Origin of the sequence: Paenarthrobacter nitroguajacolicus (assembly GCF_051027655.1) — a bacterium.
Classification (GTDB): Bacteria; Actinomycetota; Actinomycetes; order Actinomycetales; family Micrococcaceae; genus Arthrobacter; species Arthrobacter nitroguajacolicus.
Genome location: NZ_CP073234.1, coordinates 734705 through 748589 on the forward strand (window position 1 = coordinate 734705; position 13885 = coordinate 748589).

General features: G+C 62.2%; 14 protein-coding genes. 4 read left to right on the top strand and 10 right to left on the bottom strand.

Features of this window, described 5'->3' with window-relative positions; all coding sequences use genetic code 11:
- Positions 1-21: 21 nt before the first annotated feature.
- The 7 genes from KCX59_RS03730 to KCX59_RS03760 all read right to left on the bottom strand — a co-directional run bounded on the left by KCX59_RS03730 (position 22) and on the right by KCX59_RS03760 (position 7209).
- Positions 22-987 (bottom strand): carbohydrate ABC transporter permease, encoded by a 966-nt coding sequence (locus tag KCX59_RS03730; protein WP_179018818.1) that lies wholly within the window; start codon positions 985-987, stop codon positions 22-24.
- On the bottom strand, positions 987-1874 hold the full coding sequence (locus KCX59_RS03735) for a carbohydrate ABC transporter permease (protein ID WP_091465247.1): 888 nt from the start codon (positions 1872-1874) through the stop codon (positions 987-989). The genes KCX59_RS03730 and KCX59_RS03735 overlap by 1 nt, the downstream gene beginning before the upstream one ends.
- Before the next feature lie 72 nt (positions 1875-1946).
- Positions 1947-3224, bottom strand: a complete 1278-nt coding sequence (locus KCX59_RS03740) for an ABC transporter substrate-binding protein (protein WP_179018816.1) — start codon at positions 3222-3224, stop codon at positions 1947-1949.
- 423 nt (positions 3225-3647) lie between these two features.
- Complete coding sequence (locus KCX59_RS03745; RefSeq protein ID WP_091465250.1) at positions 3648-4040, bottom strand: universal stress protein; 393 nt, start codon at positions 4038-4040, stop codon at positions 3648-3650.
- Between the two features lie 57 nt (positions 4041-4097).
- The gene (locus KCX59_RS03750; RefSeq protein WP_179018814.1) at positions 4098-5705 is read right to left on the bottom strand and encodes a tripartite tricarboxylate transporter permease; all 1608 of its coding nucleotides are present in this window, start codon (positions 5703-5705) and stop codon (positions 4098-4100) included.
- Positions 5705-6208 (bottom strand): tripartite tricarboxylate transporter TctB family protein, encoded by a 504-nt coding sequence (locus KCX59_RS03755; protein WP_178993304.1) that lies wholly within the window; start codon positions 6206-6208, stop codon positions 5705-5707. The genes KCX59_RS03750 and KCX59_RS03755 overlap by 1 nt, the downstream gene beginning before the upstream one ends.
- Complete coding sequence (locus KCX59_RS03760; RefSeq protein WP_178993305.1) at positions 6205-7209, bottom strand: Bug family tripartite tricarboxylate transporter substrate binding protein; 1005 nt, start codon at positions 7207-7209, stop codon at positions 6205-6207. Before KCX59_RS03760 ends, KCX59_RS03755 begins: the two co-directional genes overlap by 4 nt.
- A gap of 301 nt (positions 7210-7510) precedes the next feature.
- On the opposite strand from KCX59_RS03760, the gene KCX59_RS03765 reads away from it, so the two are divergent.
- The 4 genes from KCX59_RS03765 to KCX59_RS03780 all read left to right on the top strand — a co-directional run bounded on the left by KCX59_RS03765 (position 7511) and on the right by KCX59_RS03780 (position 10729).
- Positions 7511-9145: a sensor histidine kinase gene (locus KCX59_RS03765; protein WP_179018812.1), complete on the top strand. Its 1635-nt coding sequence runs from the start codon at positions 7511-7513 to the stop codon at positions 9143-9145.
- Positions 9142-9810, top strand: coding sequence for a response regulator (locus tag KCX59_RS03770; protein WP_091465257.1), 669 nt, complete (start codon positions 9142-9144; stop codon positions 9808-9810). The genes KCX59_RS03765 and KCX59_RS03770 overlap by 4 nt, the downstream gene beginning before the upstream one ends.
- 104 nt (positions 9811-9914) lie before the next feature.
- Positions 9915-10199 carry a helix-turn-helix transcriptional regulator gene (locus KCX59_RS03775; protein ID WP_178993308.1) on the top strand — a complete coding sequence of 95 codons (285 nt, stop codon included), beginning with the start codon at positions 9915-9917 and terminating at the stop codon, positions 10197-10199.
- Complete coding sequence (locus KCX59_RS03780; RefSeq protein ID WP_179018810.1) at positions 10199-10729, top strand: HipA N-terminal domain-containing protein; 531 nt, start codon at positions 10199-10201, stop codon at positions 10727-10729. Before KCX59_RS03775 ends, KCX59_RS03780 begins: the two co-directional genes overlap by 1 nt.
- A 212-nt stretch (positions 10730-10941) precedes the next feature.
- Here the strand turns inward: KCX59_RS03780 and KCX59_RS03785 are convergent, their stop codons facing one another.
- The 3 genes from KCX59_RS03785 to KCX59_RS03795 all read right to left on the bottom strand — a co-directional run bounded on the left by KCX59_RS03785 (position 10942) and on the right by KCX59_RS03795 (position 13691).
- Positions 10942-11973 carry an LLM class flavin-dependent oxidoreductase gene (locus KCX59_RS03785; protein ID WP_179018808.1) on the bottom strand — a complete coding sequence of 344 codons (1032 nt, stop codon included), beginning with the start codon at positions 11971-11973 and terminating at the stop codon, positions 10942-10944.
- A 222-nt stretch (positions 11974-12195) separates the two neighbouring features.
- Entirely contained in the window at positions 12196-12666 is a 471-nt protein-coding gene (locus KCX59_RS03790; protein ID WP_179018806.1) for a heme-degrading domain-containing protein, read from the bottom strand.
- Positions 12663-13691 (bottom strand): Gfo/Idh/MocA family protein, encoded by a 1029-nt coding sequence (locus KCX59_RS03795; protein WP_179018804.1) that lies wholly within the window; start codon positions 13689-13691, stop codon positions 12663-12665. The genes KCX59_RS03790 and KCX59_RS03795 overlap by 4 nt, the downstream gene beginning before the upstream one ends.
- Positions 13692-13885 lie beyond the last annotated feature (194 nt).

Genomic DNA, 13885 nt, shown 5'->3' on the forward strand with positions numbered 1-13885 from the left:
TCTCTCTGATTGAAGATTTCCTTAGCCCTTAACAGCGCCGAGCGTCATGCCTGCAACGATTTTGCGCTGCAGGAGGAGGGTCAGGAGGATGACGGGAATCGAGTAGACCGCTGCGAGTGCGGTCATGGATCCCCAGTCCAGTCCGAACTGGGTCTGGAAGTTCGCGATAACCACAGGGGTTGTTTGTGAGCGGATGGCGGTCATGAGGAGAGCGAACAGGAATTCGTTCCAAGAGGCCAGGAAGGCGAATATCGCGGTGACTGCGATGCCTCCGGAGACCACAGGGATGACAACCCGCCAGAGCGCTCCGAGCCTGCTGCAGCCATCAACCGTTGCCGCTTCCTCCAAGTCCCGGGGCACGGCCTCGAAGAAGCTGGACATGAGCCAAATGGACAGTGGCAACGAGATGGTGGTGTGGGCGATGGACAAAGCGATGGGCGTGTCCGCGAGCCCTACGGACGACATCATTGAGGCCAGCGGGATGCCGATGGCCACCGGAGGGACCATGCGCGTCACCAGTGCAGCCATGATGAACACGCGGCCGCTGGGAGTCTTGTAGCGCGTGATGCCGTAGGCAGCCGGGATAGCCAGGACCAGTGACAGCAGCGTGCTGATAATTGCTGTCTGCACGCTGTTGATGAACGAAGCCAGCACTCCGCTCCGGCCCAGCGCGTTGGCGTAGTTCTCCAACGTCCATTCCCTGGGAAGAATGGTGGGCGGAACGGCGATGGTGTCGATCGGCGTCTTGAACGAGGTAAACAGCAGGTACAGGAACGGGAAGCCGTACAGCACCATGGCCACTGCCAACAGGATCCACAGGATAAACCGGGTGCTTCGGCGTCCGGCTTCCAGCCCTTCGCGGTTGACGCCGCGACGCTTGCGCGGGCTCTGGGATGCGGTGACTTTCGACGTCGGCTGTGCGGCTTGGCTGGTCACGTCGCCCTCAGTTGCGGCTCGGTTCCGTGAAATCGCGGTCCGGGAGCTCATCAGTTGTCCTTTCCTGGCCGCCAGATGGTGGCCACCGCGAAGAATGCGACGGCGAGCATCGCCAGCAGGTAGATAGTGCCCATGGCGCTGGCCAGGCCGGGATCGCCGAAGCGGATCATGGTGCGGTAGATCAGCAGGCTCATGGTTTCGGATGCGGACTGTGGGCCGCCGTTGGTTTGGATCAGGATGGTGTCGAAGGCGCGTGCGGCATCGATCCCGCGGACTACCAACGCCACTGCGATCACCGGGCGGAGGAGCGGGAGGATGATCTGGAACAGGAGGGCAGGTGCCCTGGCGCCATCCAAACGCGCAGCTTCAATCAAGTCACCGGGGATGTTCTGGAGGCCGGCGAACAGAACGAGGCACATGAAGGAGGTGGTGAGCCAGATGTCCGGGATAGCCACCGAGAACAGCACAATGTTCGGATCTGACAACCACCCGATCTGGTTCGGGTTGGAGAGGATACCCGCCTGGTGCAAGAGGGTTCCGATGAGGCCGAAGTTGTCGATCATCAGGAACTTCCACAGCAGGCCGGCAACAATCGGGGCGATCATCAGCGGATACAGGAAGACGGTCCGCCAAACCTGCGAGCTGCGCCCGAGCGTGGTGAACAGGAGCGCCATTCCCAGGCCGAGGGCGAACTCAAGGGTGACTACCACCAAGGTGTAGGCGAGGGTTCGCCACCCTGCCCCCATGAAGGCTTCGGAGGCGAATGCGGTGACGTAGTTCTGGAACCCCACGAAGTCACGCGGGCCACCGGCGATGGGCGAGATCTTGAAGAAGCTGTCAGCGATGAGGCGGAACAGGGGGTAGGCCACGAAGACGGCCAGGAACAACGCCGCCGGGGTCATCAGGTATAGGGCGAAGCGGCGATCGGAGATGCGCACGATTTTCTCTTCTGCTGGTTGGGGCCGCGGCCGACACGGGGTTTATGGTTCCGGGTGCCGGCCGCGGAGTCTTTACTTGAGGAGGTCCTGGATCTGCTTCTTGGCTTCGGCCAGGAGGGTTGCGGAGTCGCCGCCGGCCACTGCCTTCTGCAGGAGCGGGACCAGCACGGTGTCAACGATCTGCTGCCACTTGGCCGTTGCCGGGCGGGTAGCTGTAGCTTTGCCGTTGAGGGTTTCGATCAGTGGTTGGAAGCTCTCGTATCCGGGCTGGTCCTGGTACTTCTCGAACGCGGAGATGCGGGAGGCCAGGCCAAGGCTGGATTCAATGCCCAGGCCGTTATGGTCGTAGGCGCACTTGATGAACTTTTTTGCGGAGTCTGCGTTCTTGGTGGCCTTCGGGACAGACAGGTACCAAGGTCCCGGAACACCTGCGACGCCGGCGCTGCCGCCAATCATTGCTGCGGCTCCCACTTTGCCTGCCACCGGTGAATCCTTGGGGATCTGACGGTAAGCGTGCGCCCAGAAGCGGGTCATGGCGGTCTTGCCCTGGTTGAACAAGTTCTGCGCTGCGGCCCAGTCAACCTGTGCAGCGCCCGGAGGCGCCGACTTTGTCAGGCTTACGTAGAAGTCGAGTGCTTCTTCATGGGCTGCGTTATCGATTACTACGTTGTCGCCGTCGAGGACCATGGGGGAGCCGGCCTGCAGGACGTGGGCAAGCCATTCAGTTTCCACGGCGCCCTTCACATCCGTGCCGTACATTCCGTCCTTGGTGAAGAATTCCGAGATGTCCTGGTACTGCTTCCACGTTGTGGGTGCGGCGAGTTCGTAGCCGTACTTTGCCTGGAAATCGGCCTTGTTTTTGGCGTCTTCAAAGAGGTCTTTGCGGTAGAGGATGATCTCGGCATTGGTCCATGCCGGCAGGCCGATGAAGTGGCCGTCCACGTTTGCTTCCTTGACCAGTGCGGGGAAAATGTCCTTCTTGGCCTCATCGGTGAAGATTTCGTCGATGGGCTGAACCGCGTCCTTGAAGCTCGGGAGCCACACGGAGTCGAGGGCGGCGACGTCGAAGGAAACGTTGCCGGAAGAAAATTCACTGGAGAGCCGGTTGAACATGCCGTCGTAAGGCAGTTCCACAAAGTTGACGTCGATTCCGGTGTCCTTCTTGCACTGTTCGGCAACGCCGGTGAGTTCGGCGTGACCGCCGGCTTCCACAAGGACGTTGATGGTGCCTGCGGCGCTACCCGACGTTGGTGCCGGGCCCCCTGCGCCGCATCCGGTAGCCGCGAGTGCGACGGCGGTGCAGATGCCGCCAAGGGTGACGAGCCTGGAGATGGTGTTTCGAGTGGACATCGCTGTCGACTCACTTTCTCTCGAACGGGATGGCAAGACTGTTTGGGGTGAAGAATCGTTTTGCCAAAACGACTTGGCAACACTGTAGAGCTGTCTCTTTAGGGGTGTCAAGAGTCACTTTGCCCGGCCGGCGTTGCCAAAAAACCCGCCAGGATTTTGTCGTTGACACCCTTCTTCAACACCGCTTAGTCTTTCTTCCAGCCCGCGATAAACCGGTTTGGCAACTTTGGCAGTGTTCGGCTTCGTATCGCGCCCTTTCCCGCCACACGCTCCAGTCCTCGTGGGTGCATTTGGCGGCAAAGGGTGCGGTTTTTCGAGCACTGCATCCGGGTGCCAACGCCATCTTGGCTCTTTCCGAGGGAGGCTCAACGCACGACGGCGGCCGGTCACCTAGGTGACCAGCCGCCGTCGTGATTTCTGAAGTTAGTCCGCTTTGACCGCCAGGACCGGGCAGTCTGCCTCCAGCAGGATCCGCTGGGAGACGCTGCCCATGATGAGCTTGCCTACCGGGCTGCGGCGGCGAAGGCCGATGACAATCAGATCGGCATCGTTCTCGTCGGCTGCGTCCAGGACTTCGGCAGCCGCGTCATGGCCGCGGACCGGTTGCTTGATGATGTGCTGGATGCCCTGATCAGCGAGCCGGTCCTCGATGCTCTGGATGTCCGGCTCCTGGGCGTACCGGTTGTCCACCAGGGCGTCGCCCTTGGAGGAGTTGATGACCAGCAGGGTGGCATTGCTCTTCTTGGCCTCGGCGATGGCCTGCGTCAACGCCGCTTCGCCTTCTGGTGTGGGGACGTATCCCACCACGATGGTCATGGTTTCTCCTTGTTGGCTTGGTTGTTGGGGAAGGGGCTGGCAGTGCCAGGCGCCAGGCTATCCGTCACTTCCGCCGTCGCCGTCTGCCGTTCCGTCGGCGCGGTGGCTGCCGTGGCTGACGCCGCCGGCTTCCCTCGGGACTGTGGCGCCGGAGTTACCCGGGACCACTGTGGCTGCAACGGGACGGTTGCGGCGGACGAGCTTGAAGATCAGCGGCCAGGCCAGGATGAGCGCCACGATGATGTAAACCACAATCGCGATGGGCTCGCTGAACAGGCCGGCGGGATCGCCCGCGCTCAGCTGCAGAGTCTTGCGGAGCTGGCCCTCAATGCGCGGGCCCAGGATGACGCCGAGGATCAGCGGCAGGACCGGAAGTCCAAAGCGTCGCATCATGAATCCGAGGGCGCCGAGCACCAACAGGATCACAAGATCGAAAGCCTGCAGGTTGACCGAGTAGGCGCCCAAGGTAGCGAAGAACAGGATGCCCGCGTAGAGGTAGGGGCGGGGGAGTTGCAGCAACTTTGCCCAGACCGGTGCCAAGGGCAGGTTGATGAGCAGGAGCAGGAAGTTGCCGATGAAGAGGCTCGCAATGAGTGCCCACACCAGCGGTCCTTCGCTGGAGAACAGCTGCGGGCCTGGCTGAATGCCGTAGGACGTAAAGGCTGCAAGCATGACGGCGGCTGTTGCGTTGGTGGGGAGGCCGAGTGCGAGCAGTGGCGTCATGGTTCCGGCGGCGGCGGCATTGTTGGCCGCCTCTGGTCCGGCGACGCCTTCAATAGCGCCCTTGCCGAACTCTTCCGGGTGCTTGGTGAGCCGTTTCTCAGTGACGTAGGAGAGGAACGTGGGGATCTCGGCACCACCGGCGGGCAGGGCACCGAACGGGAAGCCAAAGGCGGTGCCCCGAAGCCATGGCTTCCAGGAACGTCCCCAGTCCTTCTTGCCCATCCAGGGCCGACCCACGGGGATGACGTGAAGCGGCGTGCGACGCAGGTGTGCCGCAACCCAGAGGGCTTCACCCACGGCGAAGATCGCGACGGCGACCACCACGATGTCCAAACCGTCCACCAGCAACGGCTGACCAAAGGTCAGGCGGCGTTGGCCAGTCACGGAGTCGATGCCTACCAGCCCGATGGCCAAACCAAGGGCCAGTGACGCAAAACCGCGGAGCCTGGACGAGCCAAGGACGGCGGTCACCGCCAGCAGTGCGAGGACCATGATGGCAAAGTAGCTGGGAGCACCCAGGCTGACGGCGAACTGCACCACGATGGGTGCGAAGACCGCCAGTAGCGCGGTGCCAATGGTTCCGGCGATGAACGAGCCGATGGCCGCGGTGGCAAGCGCCTGTGCGGCCCTGCCGGCTTTGGCCATCTTGTTGCCTTCGATGGCAGTCACCACCGACGACGATTCACCGGGTGTGTTGAGGAGGATGGAAGTGGTGGAGCCGCCGAACATGCCGCCGTAGTAGATGCCGGCGAACATGATGAAGGCGCTGGTGGGCTCCAGGGCGGCGGTGACCGGAAGCAGCAACGCCACAGTCATGGCCGGGCCCAGCCCGGGAAGGACACCGACGGCGGTGCCCAGGAGTACGCCGATCACGGCGAACAAGAGGTTCATGGGGGTTAGGGCGGTCGCAAAACCGTCCATCAGGGAGGACCAGACGTCCATTAGAGGATTCCTTCCAGGAGCCCGGCCGGCAATGCGATGCCCAAGCCGAGGTAGAAGCCGTAGAAGGTCAGCAAGGACAGTGCGACGGAAATAAGCCCGTCACGAATGTAGCGACGACTGCCGAGTGCCAGCACGCTGCCCCAGAAGAGGACCGTTCCGGAAATGACCCAGCCGGCCCAGTCGATGAGCAGGATGTTCAGGATGAACGCTCCGGCCAGCGGAAGGACGGTCTTCCAATCGGCGGGATGTGCCAGGTCAACGTCTTCGCCGCCCTCGGCCTCGCCTTTGCCGCCGCGGAGGACGTTGATGGCGAGCAACACAGCGCAGACGATGAGCAAACCGGACACAATGAACGGGACGGTCTTGGGACCTACCGGGTCCGACTGCGAGTACGGGGTGACCAGGCCGTTCGCGTCCAGGAAGACCAGGACGCCGACCACGCCGAGCAGGAGGGCTACCCCCAGCTCGGCGCGGCCTTTCAAGCCTGTGGCTAAGGAGCTCACGCCAACCCGAGCTTGGTCAGGACGTCCGCCACCCGCTTGTCCTGGTCTGTCAGGAACGTCTGGAATTCGTCGCCGGTAACGAAAGCGTCGGTCCAGCTGTGGGTCTTGAGCGTTTCCTTCCAGGCCGTGGAGGCGTGCATCTTCTCAAGGGCGCCAATCAGGGACTTCTTGTCGTCCTCGCTGATGCCCGGAGGGGCAACAATGCCGCGCCAGTTGGTGAAGACGAGGTCAATGTTGGATTCCTTCAGCGTGGGAGCGTCCACACCTTCAAGGCGGTTCTCGCCACTGGTGGCCAGGACCCGGATCTCACCGGACTTGATCTGCTGCAGGTACTCGCCGGCGCCGGAAGCGGCGAAACCCAGCTTGTTGCCAAGGATGGCGGGGAGGAGGTCGCCACCGCCGTCGTAAGAGACGAAGTTGACCTTGGTGGCATCGATGCCCACCGCGCCGGCCAGCTGCATGGGCAGGAGGTGGTCCGGGCCGCCGGGCGAAGAACCGCCACCAACTGCTATGGAACCGGGGTTGGCCTTCCACGCCGTCACCAGGTCATCGATGGTCTTGTACGGGGAGTCCTTGCTGACCATGATGGCGCCGGGTTCCTCGATGAGTTTTGCCAGCGGGGTGGTCTCCGTCAGCTTCGACTCGGACTTGTTGGTGTAGCTGGCTCCAACAACGCCCAGGCCCATGAGCATGGTGAGGTCGCCGTTGCCCTTTTCATTGACGATGCGGGCAAGGCCAACCGTTCCGCCGGCACCGGCAAGGTTGAACACCTCGGTGTTGGTGGAGATCTTCTCGTCGTCCAGTACCTTGGCTGCTGCCCGTGCGGTGGTGTCATAGCCACCTCCGGGAGTGTTTGGAACCATGATCTGGAGTCCGGTGATGGGTCCTGCTGCGCCGGTGCTGTCAGAACCGGTGGACTTACCTGTGGCACCGCAGCCGGTGGCCATCAGGGCGATGCCGGCGGCGACGGCGGCGACTCGCAATGCGCGGATCTGGCGCATGGTGTTCCTCTTCTCATCATCGAAAACTCGGTGTAGGGCGAACAGCGTTGTGCCCCGTTGATTTGATGCTAGGCGCGTAAGTGACAGGGATCACTCTTGTGTTCGCAGTGATCTTTAAGTTCATTGCGTTCACGGGTTTCTGCGGTCTGAACTGGTCTTTCGTGCCGCTGGGGTCTTCTGTGCCACTGGGGTATAGTTCCGATACGCCACGGGGGAAGCTGTAGTCAGCCCCTCCCCTCCCAGGCACCATCAAAGGAACCCGGCAGTGACTCGACTCACTCGACTGTCTCGAAGAAGAGGCATGTCCCTGGCAGGGCAGTACCTTGTGCTGCAGTTGCTGATCGTCCTGGCAGTTCTTGTTGCCGTTGTTGCCATTTCACTGGCCCAATCCGCCGCCACCTTCGAGCGGAATGAAGGGCGCCGTGCACTGCTGGCTGCTGAAGCCTTGGGCAGCAACCCCACTGTCCGTGCGCTGCTGCCGGAGGCCGAACCGCGCGTGGGTTCAGCCCTCCCGGCCGTGGCCGAATCCGTGCGAACCGTTTCGGGATCATCACATGTGGCACTCGCCAAACTTGACGGCACCGTAGTGGCATCATCGGATCCCAGCCTGTTGGGGCAACCCCTGCCGCTGGGTGAGAGCCAGGTGATGGAGGGGCGCGCCTGGACAGGTGTCCTGCCAGGCAGCAGCGGAGCAGTGCTGTCCGCCCACGTCCCCGTCCTGGACGATTCCGGAAACGTCATAGGCGTTGCGTCCATCAGCAGGAACTATCCATCCACCATTGAGCGACTAGGCGACGCCGTTCCCAACCTGCTCACCTATCTCGGTGTCGCCAGCGTCCTGGGCGTCGCCGGATCCCTCCTGTTGTCCCGCCGCGTCAAACGGCAAACCCTCGGTATGGAACCTCGGGAAATCACCGGTCTCGTGGAGAACCGTGAAGCGATGCTGCAGGGCCTGAAGGAAGGCGTGGTCGCTCTGGATCCCCACGAGCGGATCACGGTGGCCAATGAAAGCGCCAGGCAGCTGCTTGGCCTGCCGCCGGACTGTGTGGGTAAGAAGTTGCGATCCCTCCACGTAGACCCTGCGCTGAAAATAGTCCTCACCCGCGAACAGTCAGACGCGGATCAATTGGTCCTCGTGGGGGAGAGGCTGGTGGTCATGAACCGCGTTGCCCTGCGTTCCCACGGACGCGACATCGGTTCCGTCACCACGTTGAGGGACCGGACGGAGCTGTCCTCCCTGGAGAGTGAACTCGGCGCCACCAAGACCGTGACCGACACTTTGCGGGCCCAAGCCCACGAGTTCGCCAATCAACTCCACGTCATCTCCGGCCTGATCCAGATAGGCGAATACGATTCCGTGGTGCAGTTCGTCAATGGAGCCACCGTGGACCGGACGCGGCTCAACGACGACGTCACCAGCCGCATCGAGGACCCTGCGCTCGCAGCCCTGCTGATCGCCAAGGCCAGCCTGGCAACGGAGCGCGGCGTGGAGCTGAAGCTGGATCCGAAGTCCGCCCTGCCGCGCGTCAATGAGGAACTGTCGCGCGACCTCACCACCGTGGTGGGAAACCTGGTGGATAACGCGTTCGACGCCGTCACCGGACTTCCCGGGGCCTCGGTCCACGTGTTGGTGGTTAACTCGGGTGACCACGTCACAGTCACCGTCCGGGACAATGGTCCCGGCGTTCCTACCGGCTCCGCGGAGGACATTTTCCGCCAAGGCTTCTCCACGAAAGAGCCTGGACCGGGCGATGCGCGGGGCTTTGGATTGGCGTTGTCACGGGTGATCTGCCGGCGCTCCGGAGGTGACCTGACGGTGTCCAATGATGACGGGGCAGTGTTCACTGCACGCTTCAACAAAAAAACCTCCACCTCGGACAAACCCGACTCCGACTCCAGCAAGCTCGACTCCACGAAGGGGACAACGCAGCAGTGATCAAGGTACTGATCGTCGACGACGACTTCATGGTGGCCAAGGTCCACGCCGGTTTCATCCAACGGACGCCGGGCTTCGGGGTGGTGGGCGTGGCGCATACGGGTGCTCAGGCGTTGGTGGAAACGCAAAGGCTCCAGCCCGACCTCGTGTTGCTGGACATCCATCTCCCGGACATCAACGGGCTGGAACTCATGCATCAGCTGCGCGATGTTGCACCGGACCTTGATGTACTGGTCATCAGCGCTGCCCGCGAGGTGGAAACCGTCCGAAAGGCCTTGCGCGGCGGGATCGTCCACTACCTCATCAAACCCTTCTCCCAAGCCGATCTGCAGGAGAGGCTGGAGCATTACCTCAGTGCTTACCAAGGCTTGGACGCCTCCAAGGTGGAGGCCGAGCAGTCCGACGTGAACCGCGTCTTCGGCTTGGGCGTTTCCGAGCGGACCCTGCCTAAAGGCTGCAGCGTGGAGACGCTCGAACTTGTTGAATCAGCACTGAAAACAGCGCCGGGTGACCTCTCTGCCGCCGAGCTCGCCGAGCAGTTGGGTACCTCCCGCGTGAGCGCCAGGCGTTACCTTGAGTACCTCCACGACGAGGGGGCGCTGGAGGTCAGACTCAAGTACGGCGTCGGACGCCCTGAACGGCGATACGTGCTGAAGGGGCGGTGATTCGCTGGGCGCCTCATGCGGGCGCTGCCTCGCGGCCGTCCAGCGGGACTTCCTAAGGTAGCTATTTTGTTGCATTAGCTCAAATAATGTCACAAGATAGCTACATGAACAGTAGTGATGGAATGCGCCGTCTGGGTGAGAACCTGCGGAGTCGGCGCATCATTCTGGGCTTGTCTCAGGAGCTTGTCGCTGAACGTGCTGATGTATCGCGTCCTACGCTCATGCGCCTGGAAACAGGTGAGGGGGGAAAGATCGAGCACCTGATGAAGATTGCCTCAGTGTTGGGCATTGCTGAAGACCTCATTAGTGCTGTCGATCCCCTGAATACTGATCTTGGCAGGGCGCGGGCACACCTGCTCGGCAGGCAGCGCGCCCCTAGGAGGAAATAGTGGCCGCCCGAACGATCAGGCGCGTGGAGGTGCTCGTTAACGAGACCCTGGCCGGCGTGATGGACATTGAAACGGATGGGCTTTCCTCTCGGGAGCACCTCTCCTTCACCTACGCTGACAGCTGGATGTCCTCTGCAGAAACATTCGAAGTCTCCCCGGAGCTACCCTTGCGACGCGGCCCCCAGAGCCCAACACAGGGCCGCGACCTGTTCGGGGCGTTCCAGGATGCCTCCCCGGATGACTGGGGCAAGAAGCTTTTGTTCGAGGAACTGCGCCAACAGGCTATCGCCAAGGGGACCGGCCGCATTCCGCTGGCGCCTGTCACCGTCGTTCGACGTGAACCCGGTGCCGACAGGTACATCAGAAACGCCGCTCACCCCAAACGGCGGACTCTTCGACAGGGACGTTCGGGACCTGCTGGAGTACGCAGATGCTTTTCGACTGACAAGGAACGCAGCCATTGGACGGCTGCAGCAGGTCGCCAACGCGGTATCCCACTGGCGGGAGGAGGCCCTCAACCTCGGAGCTGAACCTGACTCTCTTGACTACATGATCAAGGCTTTCGAAGGTGAGAATGCCAAGCGAATGGCATCCCTGGCTCCCGCCCCTGCCGTGATAGACATGGGCCGACCGTCTACGCCGGTACCCCCGAAATCGCACGGTGATGTATGGGTGCCCGAGCATATGCGTGCAGGGAAACTTGTTCGGGGGCACTTTCGCCGAAGGAACTGAGCGACTCATCTCATGCAGTCGGTTTCCACCCCAAAGCCGGGCCCAGTTTTGCCGCGATGTCGGTGAGGAGCTGCACGTAGTCATCGTGGTCGAAGCTGAAGGGCAATGCGAACGCCACCTCGTCCACTTCCTGGAAGCCCGCATGGGCGTAAAGTTGCTCGGCGATTTCGTCGCTGGTGCCGATCAGATCCTTCGCGAACATCATGCCCTTGGGCCCCTGCGGAGCCTCTGTGCGGGGAAACCGTTCATCGACGTACCGCTGGTACTTCTCCTTCTGGGCGCTGGAAGCGGAGTCAGTGGGGATCACCACTAAGCCCTGCGACGCCCTGGCGGTATTTCCGGACGCGTGGGCGGCGTCGCGGTAGGCCCGAATCTGCGCTTGCTGTACCTTGGCGAAGTCCGGTTCCTGATCCTTGTCGGGAAAAATAACACTGCTGGACAGTAGGTTGAAGCCGTTTGTCCCTGCCCAAACGGCCGACTTCATGCTTCCCGCCCCGTACCAAAGACGGCTGCGCAGTCCGGGGGAGTGCGGCTCCACCCGGTTGGAGAATTCCTCCACAACGCCCTGCTTGCCGGAGAAGTCCCTCACTTTTTCGCCTGCGACCAGGCGGGCAAGCCGATCTACGCGGGCGTATGAGAAGTCCTCTGTGTCTGAAGATTCCGGATAGAGCTCATGTTTCACGGTGTCGTAGTGCATCGGTTCGCCCACGCTCAGGCCCGGATTGATCCGTCCCCCAGCAAGCAGATCCACCGTGGCCAGGTCCTCCGCCAGTCGCAGAGGATTCTCCCAACCCAGTGGGGTCACTGCGGTGCCGAGCTCAATCCTGGACGTTCGCTGGCTGGCGGCGGCCATCACCGCGACAGGGGAGGAGATGCCGAACTGCAGGTGACGGTGGCGCAACCAGGCGCTGTCGAATCCCAACTGCTCGCCGAGCTCGATGATCTCCAACGTCGACCGGTGGCCGGCAGCTGGATCAGCGGGGTCGAACAGCCCGATGGTCAGGAATCCGAGCTTGCGGAGGGGACTTTCAGGGCTGGGCATGGCATTCCTTCGCGTTTGGCGGGGCGGCTACTGCCCAGACTAAGTGCCGGTACGGACGACGACGGCGGGAGGTTACCTTTTGTGATGGGCGCGAGGTAGCTGGGAGCTGGGAATTAATGCCTTGGCCACTGCTTGGAACCTGCGGGTGAAAGTAGGTGAAACTGGTAAAAGAGGTGAAACTGACGTAGGCCTACCACCTGAGACCCTCCCCCTGTCCAGTCCCTAAACCCCCACCGGTTTCAGATAGTTGCGGATTCCGTCCACCACCATCTGGTGGTCCTCGTCAGACGACAAGCCGGACACCGTGATCGCGCCGATCACGCCGGCGCCGCGGACCCGGATGGGGAACGAACCGCCGTCGAGCGTGTAGTCCTCCGGAGCCAGCCACCCGCCGCCAAGGGGGTTGCGTTCGGCAAACTTTTCGCCCAACAACGCCGTGCTGTGCTCGAACCGCAGCACGGCTGCCGACTTGCGGCGGATCCACTCTTCCTGGTCGGCGGTGGAACCGGGGAGGACGCAGCGGAAGAGGACAATGTTGTGCCGCCGGATATCTATCGCCACGCCGAACTCCGATGCAATGGCGTGGTTGGCGATCAGCGAGCCGAGCCGCCAGGCATCGTGGTTGTCGAAACTTGAAAAGACCAGTTCTTCTTCCTGCTGACGGAGTTCGGCAAGGCGCGGTGAATCACTCATTCTTGGGTTCCTTCCAGGACAGCGTCAGATTCGTAGCGAAGGCCGATTTGCTTCCGAATCTCATCCATAGCCGCCATGATGGCCACCGTCTCGGCCGGCGGCAGGATGATCCCCGCAGTTTCGCCGGCGCGGATCAGGCGTTCGAGTTCAGCGGCCTGGTACTGCATGCCCCGGCTGTTCACGGGCTGGTCGTAGCGCTCCACAACAGTGCCATCCACGGCATGAACCGTGAACGGAACCGGGTTGTACCAGGTGTGTTCGATGTCGATCCACCCTTCGGTCCCGATGACCATGGCACGGTTGGCGCTGGCGGCGTCGAGTTCGCAATCCACAATCGCCTGGGCACCGTGGGCGTATTCGAAGATAGCCGCCGTTTGGCGGTCTACCCCGGTAGCCGACATGGAGGCACTGGCCTTGATCGACGCAGGCGTACCCAGGATGTCGAAAGCAAAGGAGATCGGGTAAATGCCCAAGTCCAGCAGCGCTCCGCCACCGAGTGCGGGATCGTTGAGCCGGTGGGCAGGATCCTTGGGAAGGCTCTGGTTATGTGTGGCCACCACCTTCCGGACATCGCCAATAGCGCCGGCGGCAATAACGTCCCGGAGACGGATCATGTGCGGCAGGAACCGCGTCCACATGGCCTCCAAGGCCACAAGCCCCTTGGACTCTGCCAGGTCAACGATGTCCTGTGCCTCGCGGGCGTTCATGGTGAACGCTTTCTCCACCAGCACGTGCTTGCCCGCGTTCAACGCCAGCAGCGCGTTGGCGTGATGGAAGGGGTGGGGCGTGGCGATGTAGACCACATCAACCAAAGGGTCGGCCACCAAATCCTCATAGCTGCCATGCGCCGTGGCAACGCCGTACTGTTCTGCGAACGCCTTGCTCGATTCCAAGGAGCGCGAGCCGACGGCCTGCACTGCGAAGCCGTTCTCCTTTAGGTCCTGCGTTTGGAGCCCGGCGATAAATCCTGTGCCGAGGATTCCCCAGCGGATCGTTCCGTCGGAGGTGCCATTGCTTAGCGTCACGTGCTTAGTCCTTTGTTGGATCTTGAAACCAGTCACCGCGCGGGTACGCCACAAACGCCAAGAGCCCGGAGTCCGGCGACCAGTTGTTGACGTTGAGGGTACCTTGGCCGCCGAAAAGTGGCCATGCATGCAGGGAAGTGGTCCAGTCCTCGGTCGAAACACGCGTGCGGTAGCGCCGCCGTCGGACGCTATGG

Coding starts and splice junctions, on each gene's coding strand:
- KCX59_RS03765 (WP_179018812.1), top strand. CDS start 7,511: ATGTCCCTGGCAGGGCAGTACCTTGTGCTGCAGTTGCTGATCGTCCTG.
- KCX59_RS03730 (WP_179018818.1), bottom strand. CDS start 987: ATGAGCTCCCGGACCGCGATTTCACGGAACCGAGCCGCAACTGAGGGC.
- KCX59_RS03775 (WP_178993308.1), top strand. CDS start 9,915: ATGAACAGTAGTGATGGAATGCGCCGTCTGGGTGAGAACCTGCGGAGT.
- KCX59_RS03740 (WP_179018816.1), bottom strand. CDS start 3,224: ATGTCCACTCGAAACACCATCTCCAGGCTCGTCACCCTTGGCGGCATC.
- KCX59_RS03785 (WP_179018808.1), bottom strand. CDS start 11,973: ATGCCCAGCCCTGAAAGTCCCCTCCGCAAGCTCGGATTCCTGACCATC.
- KCX59_RS03760 (WP_178993305.1), bottom strand. CDS start 7,209: ATGCGCCAGATCCGCGCATTGCGAGTCGCCGCCGTCGCCGCCGGCATC.
- KCX59_RS03745 (WP_091465250.1), bottom strand. CDS start 4,040: ATGACCATCGTGGTGGGATACGTCCCCACACCAGAAGGCGAAGCGGCG.
- KCX59_RS03790 (WP_179018806.1), bottom strand. CDS start 12,666: ATGAGTGATTCACCGCGCCTTGCCGAACTCCGTCAGCAGGAAGAAGAA.
- KCX59_RS03750 (WP_179018814.1), bottom strand. CDS start 5,705: ATGGACGTCTGGTCCTCCCTGATGGACGGTTTTGCGACCGCCCTAACC.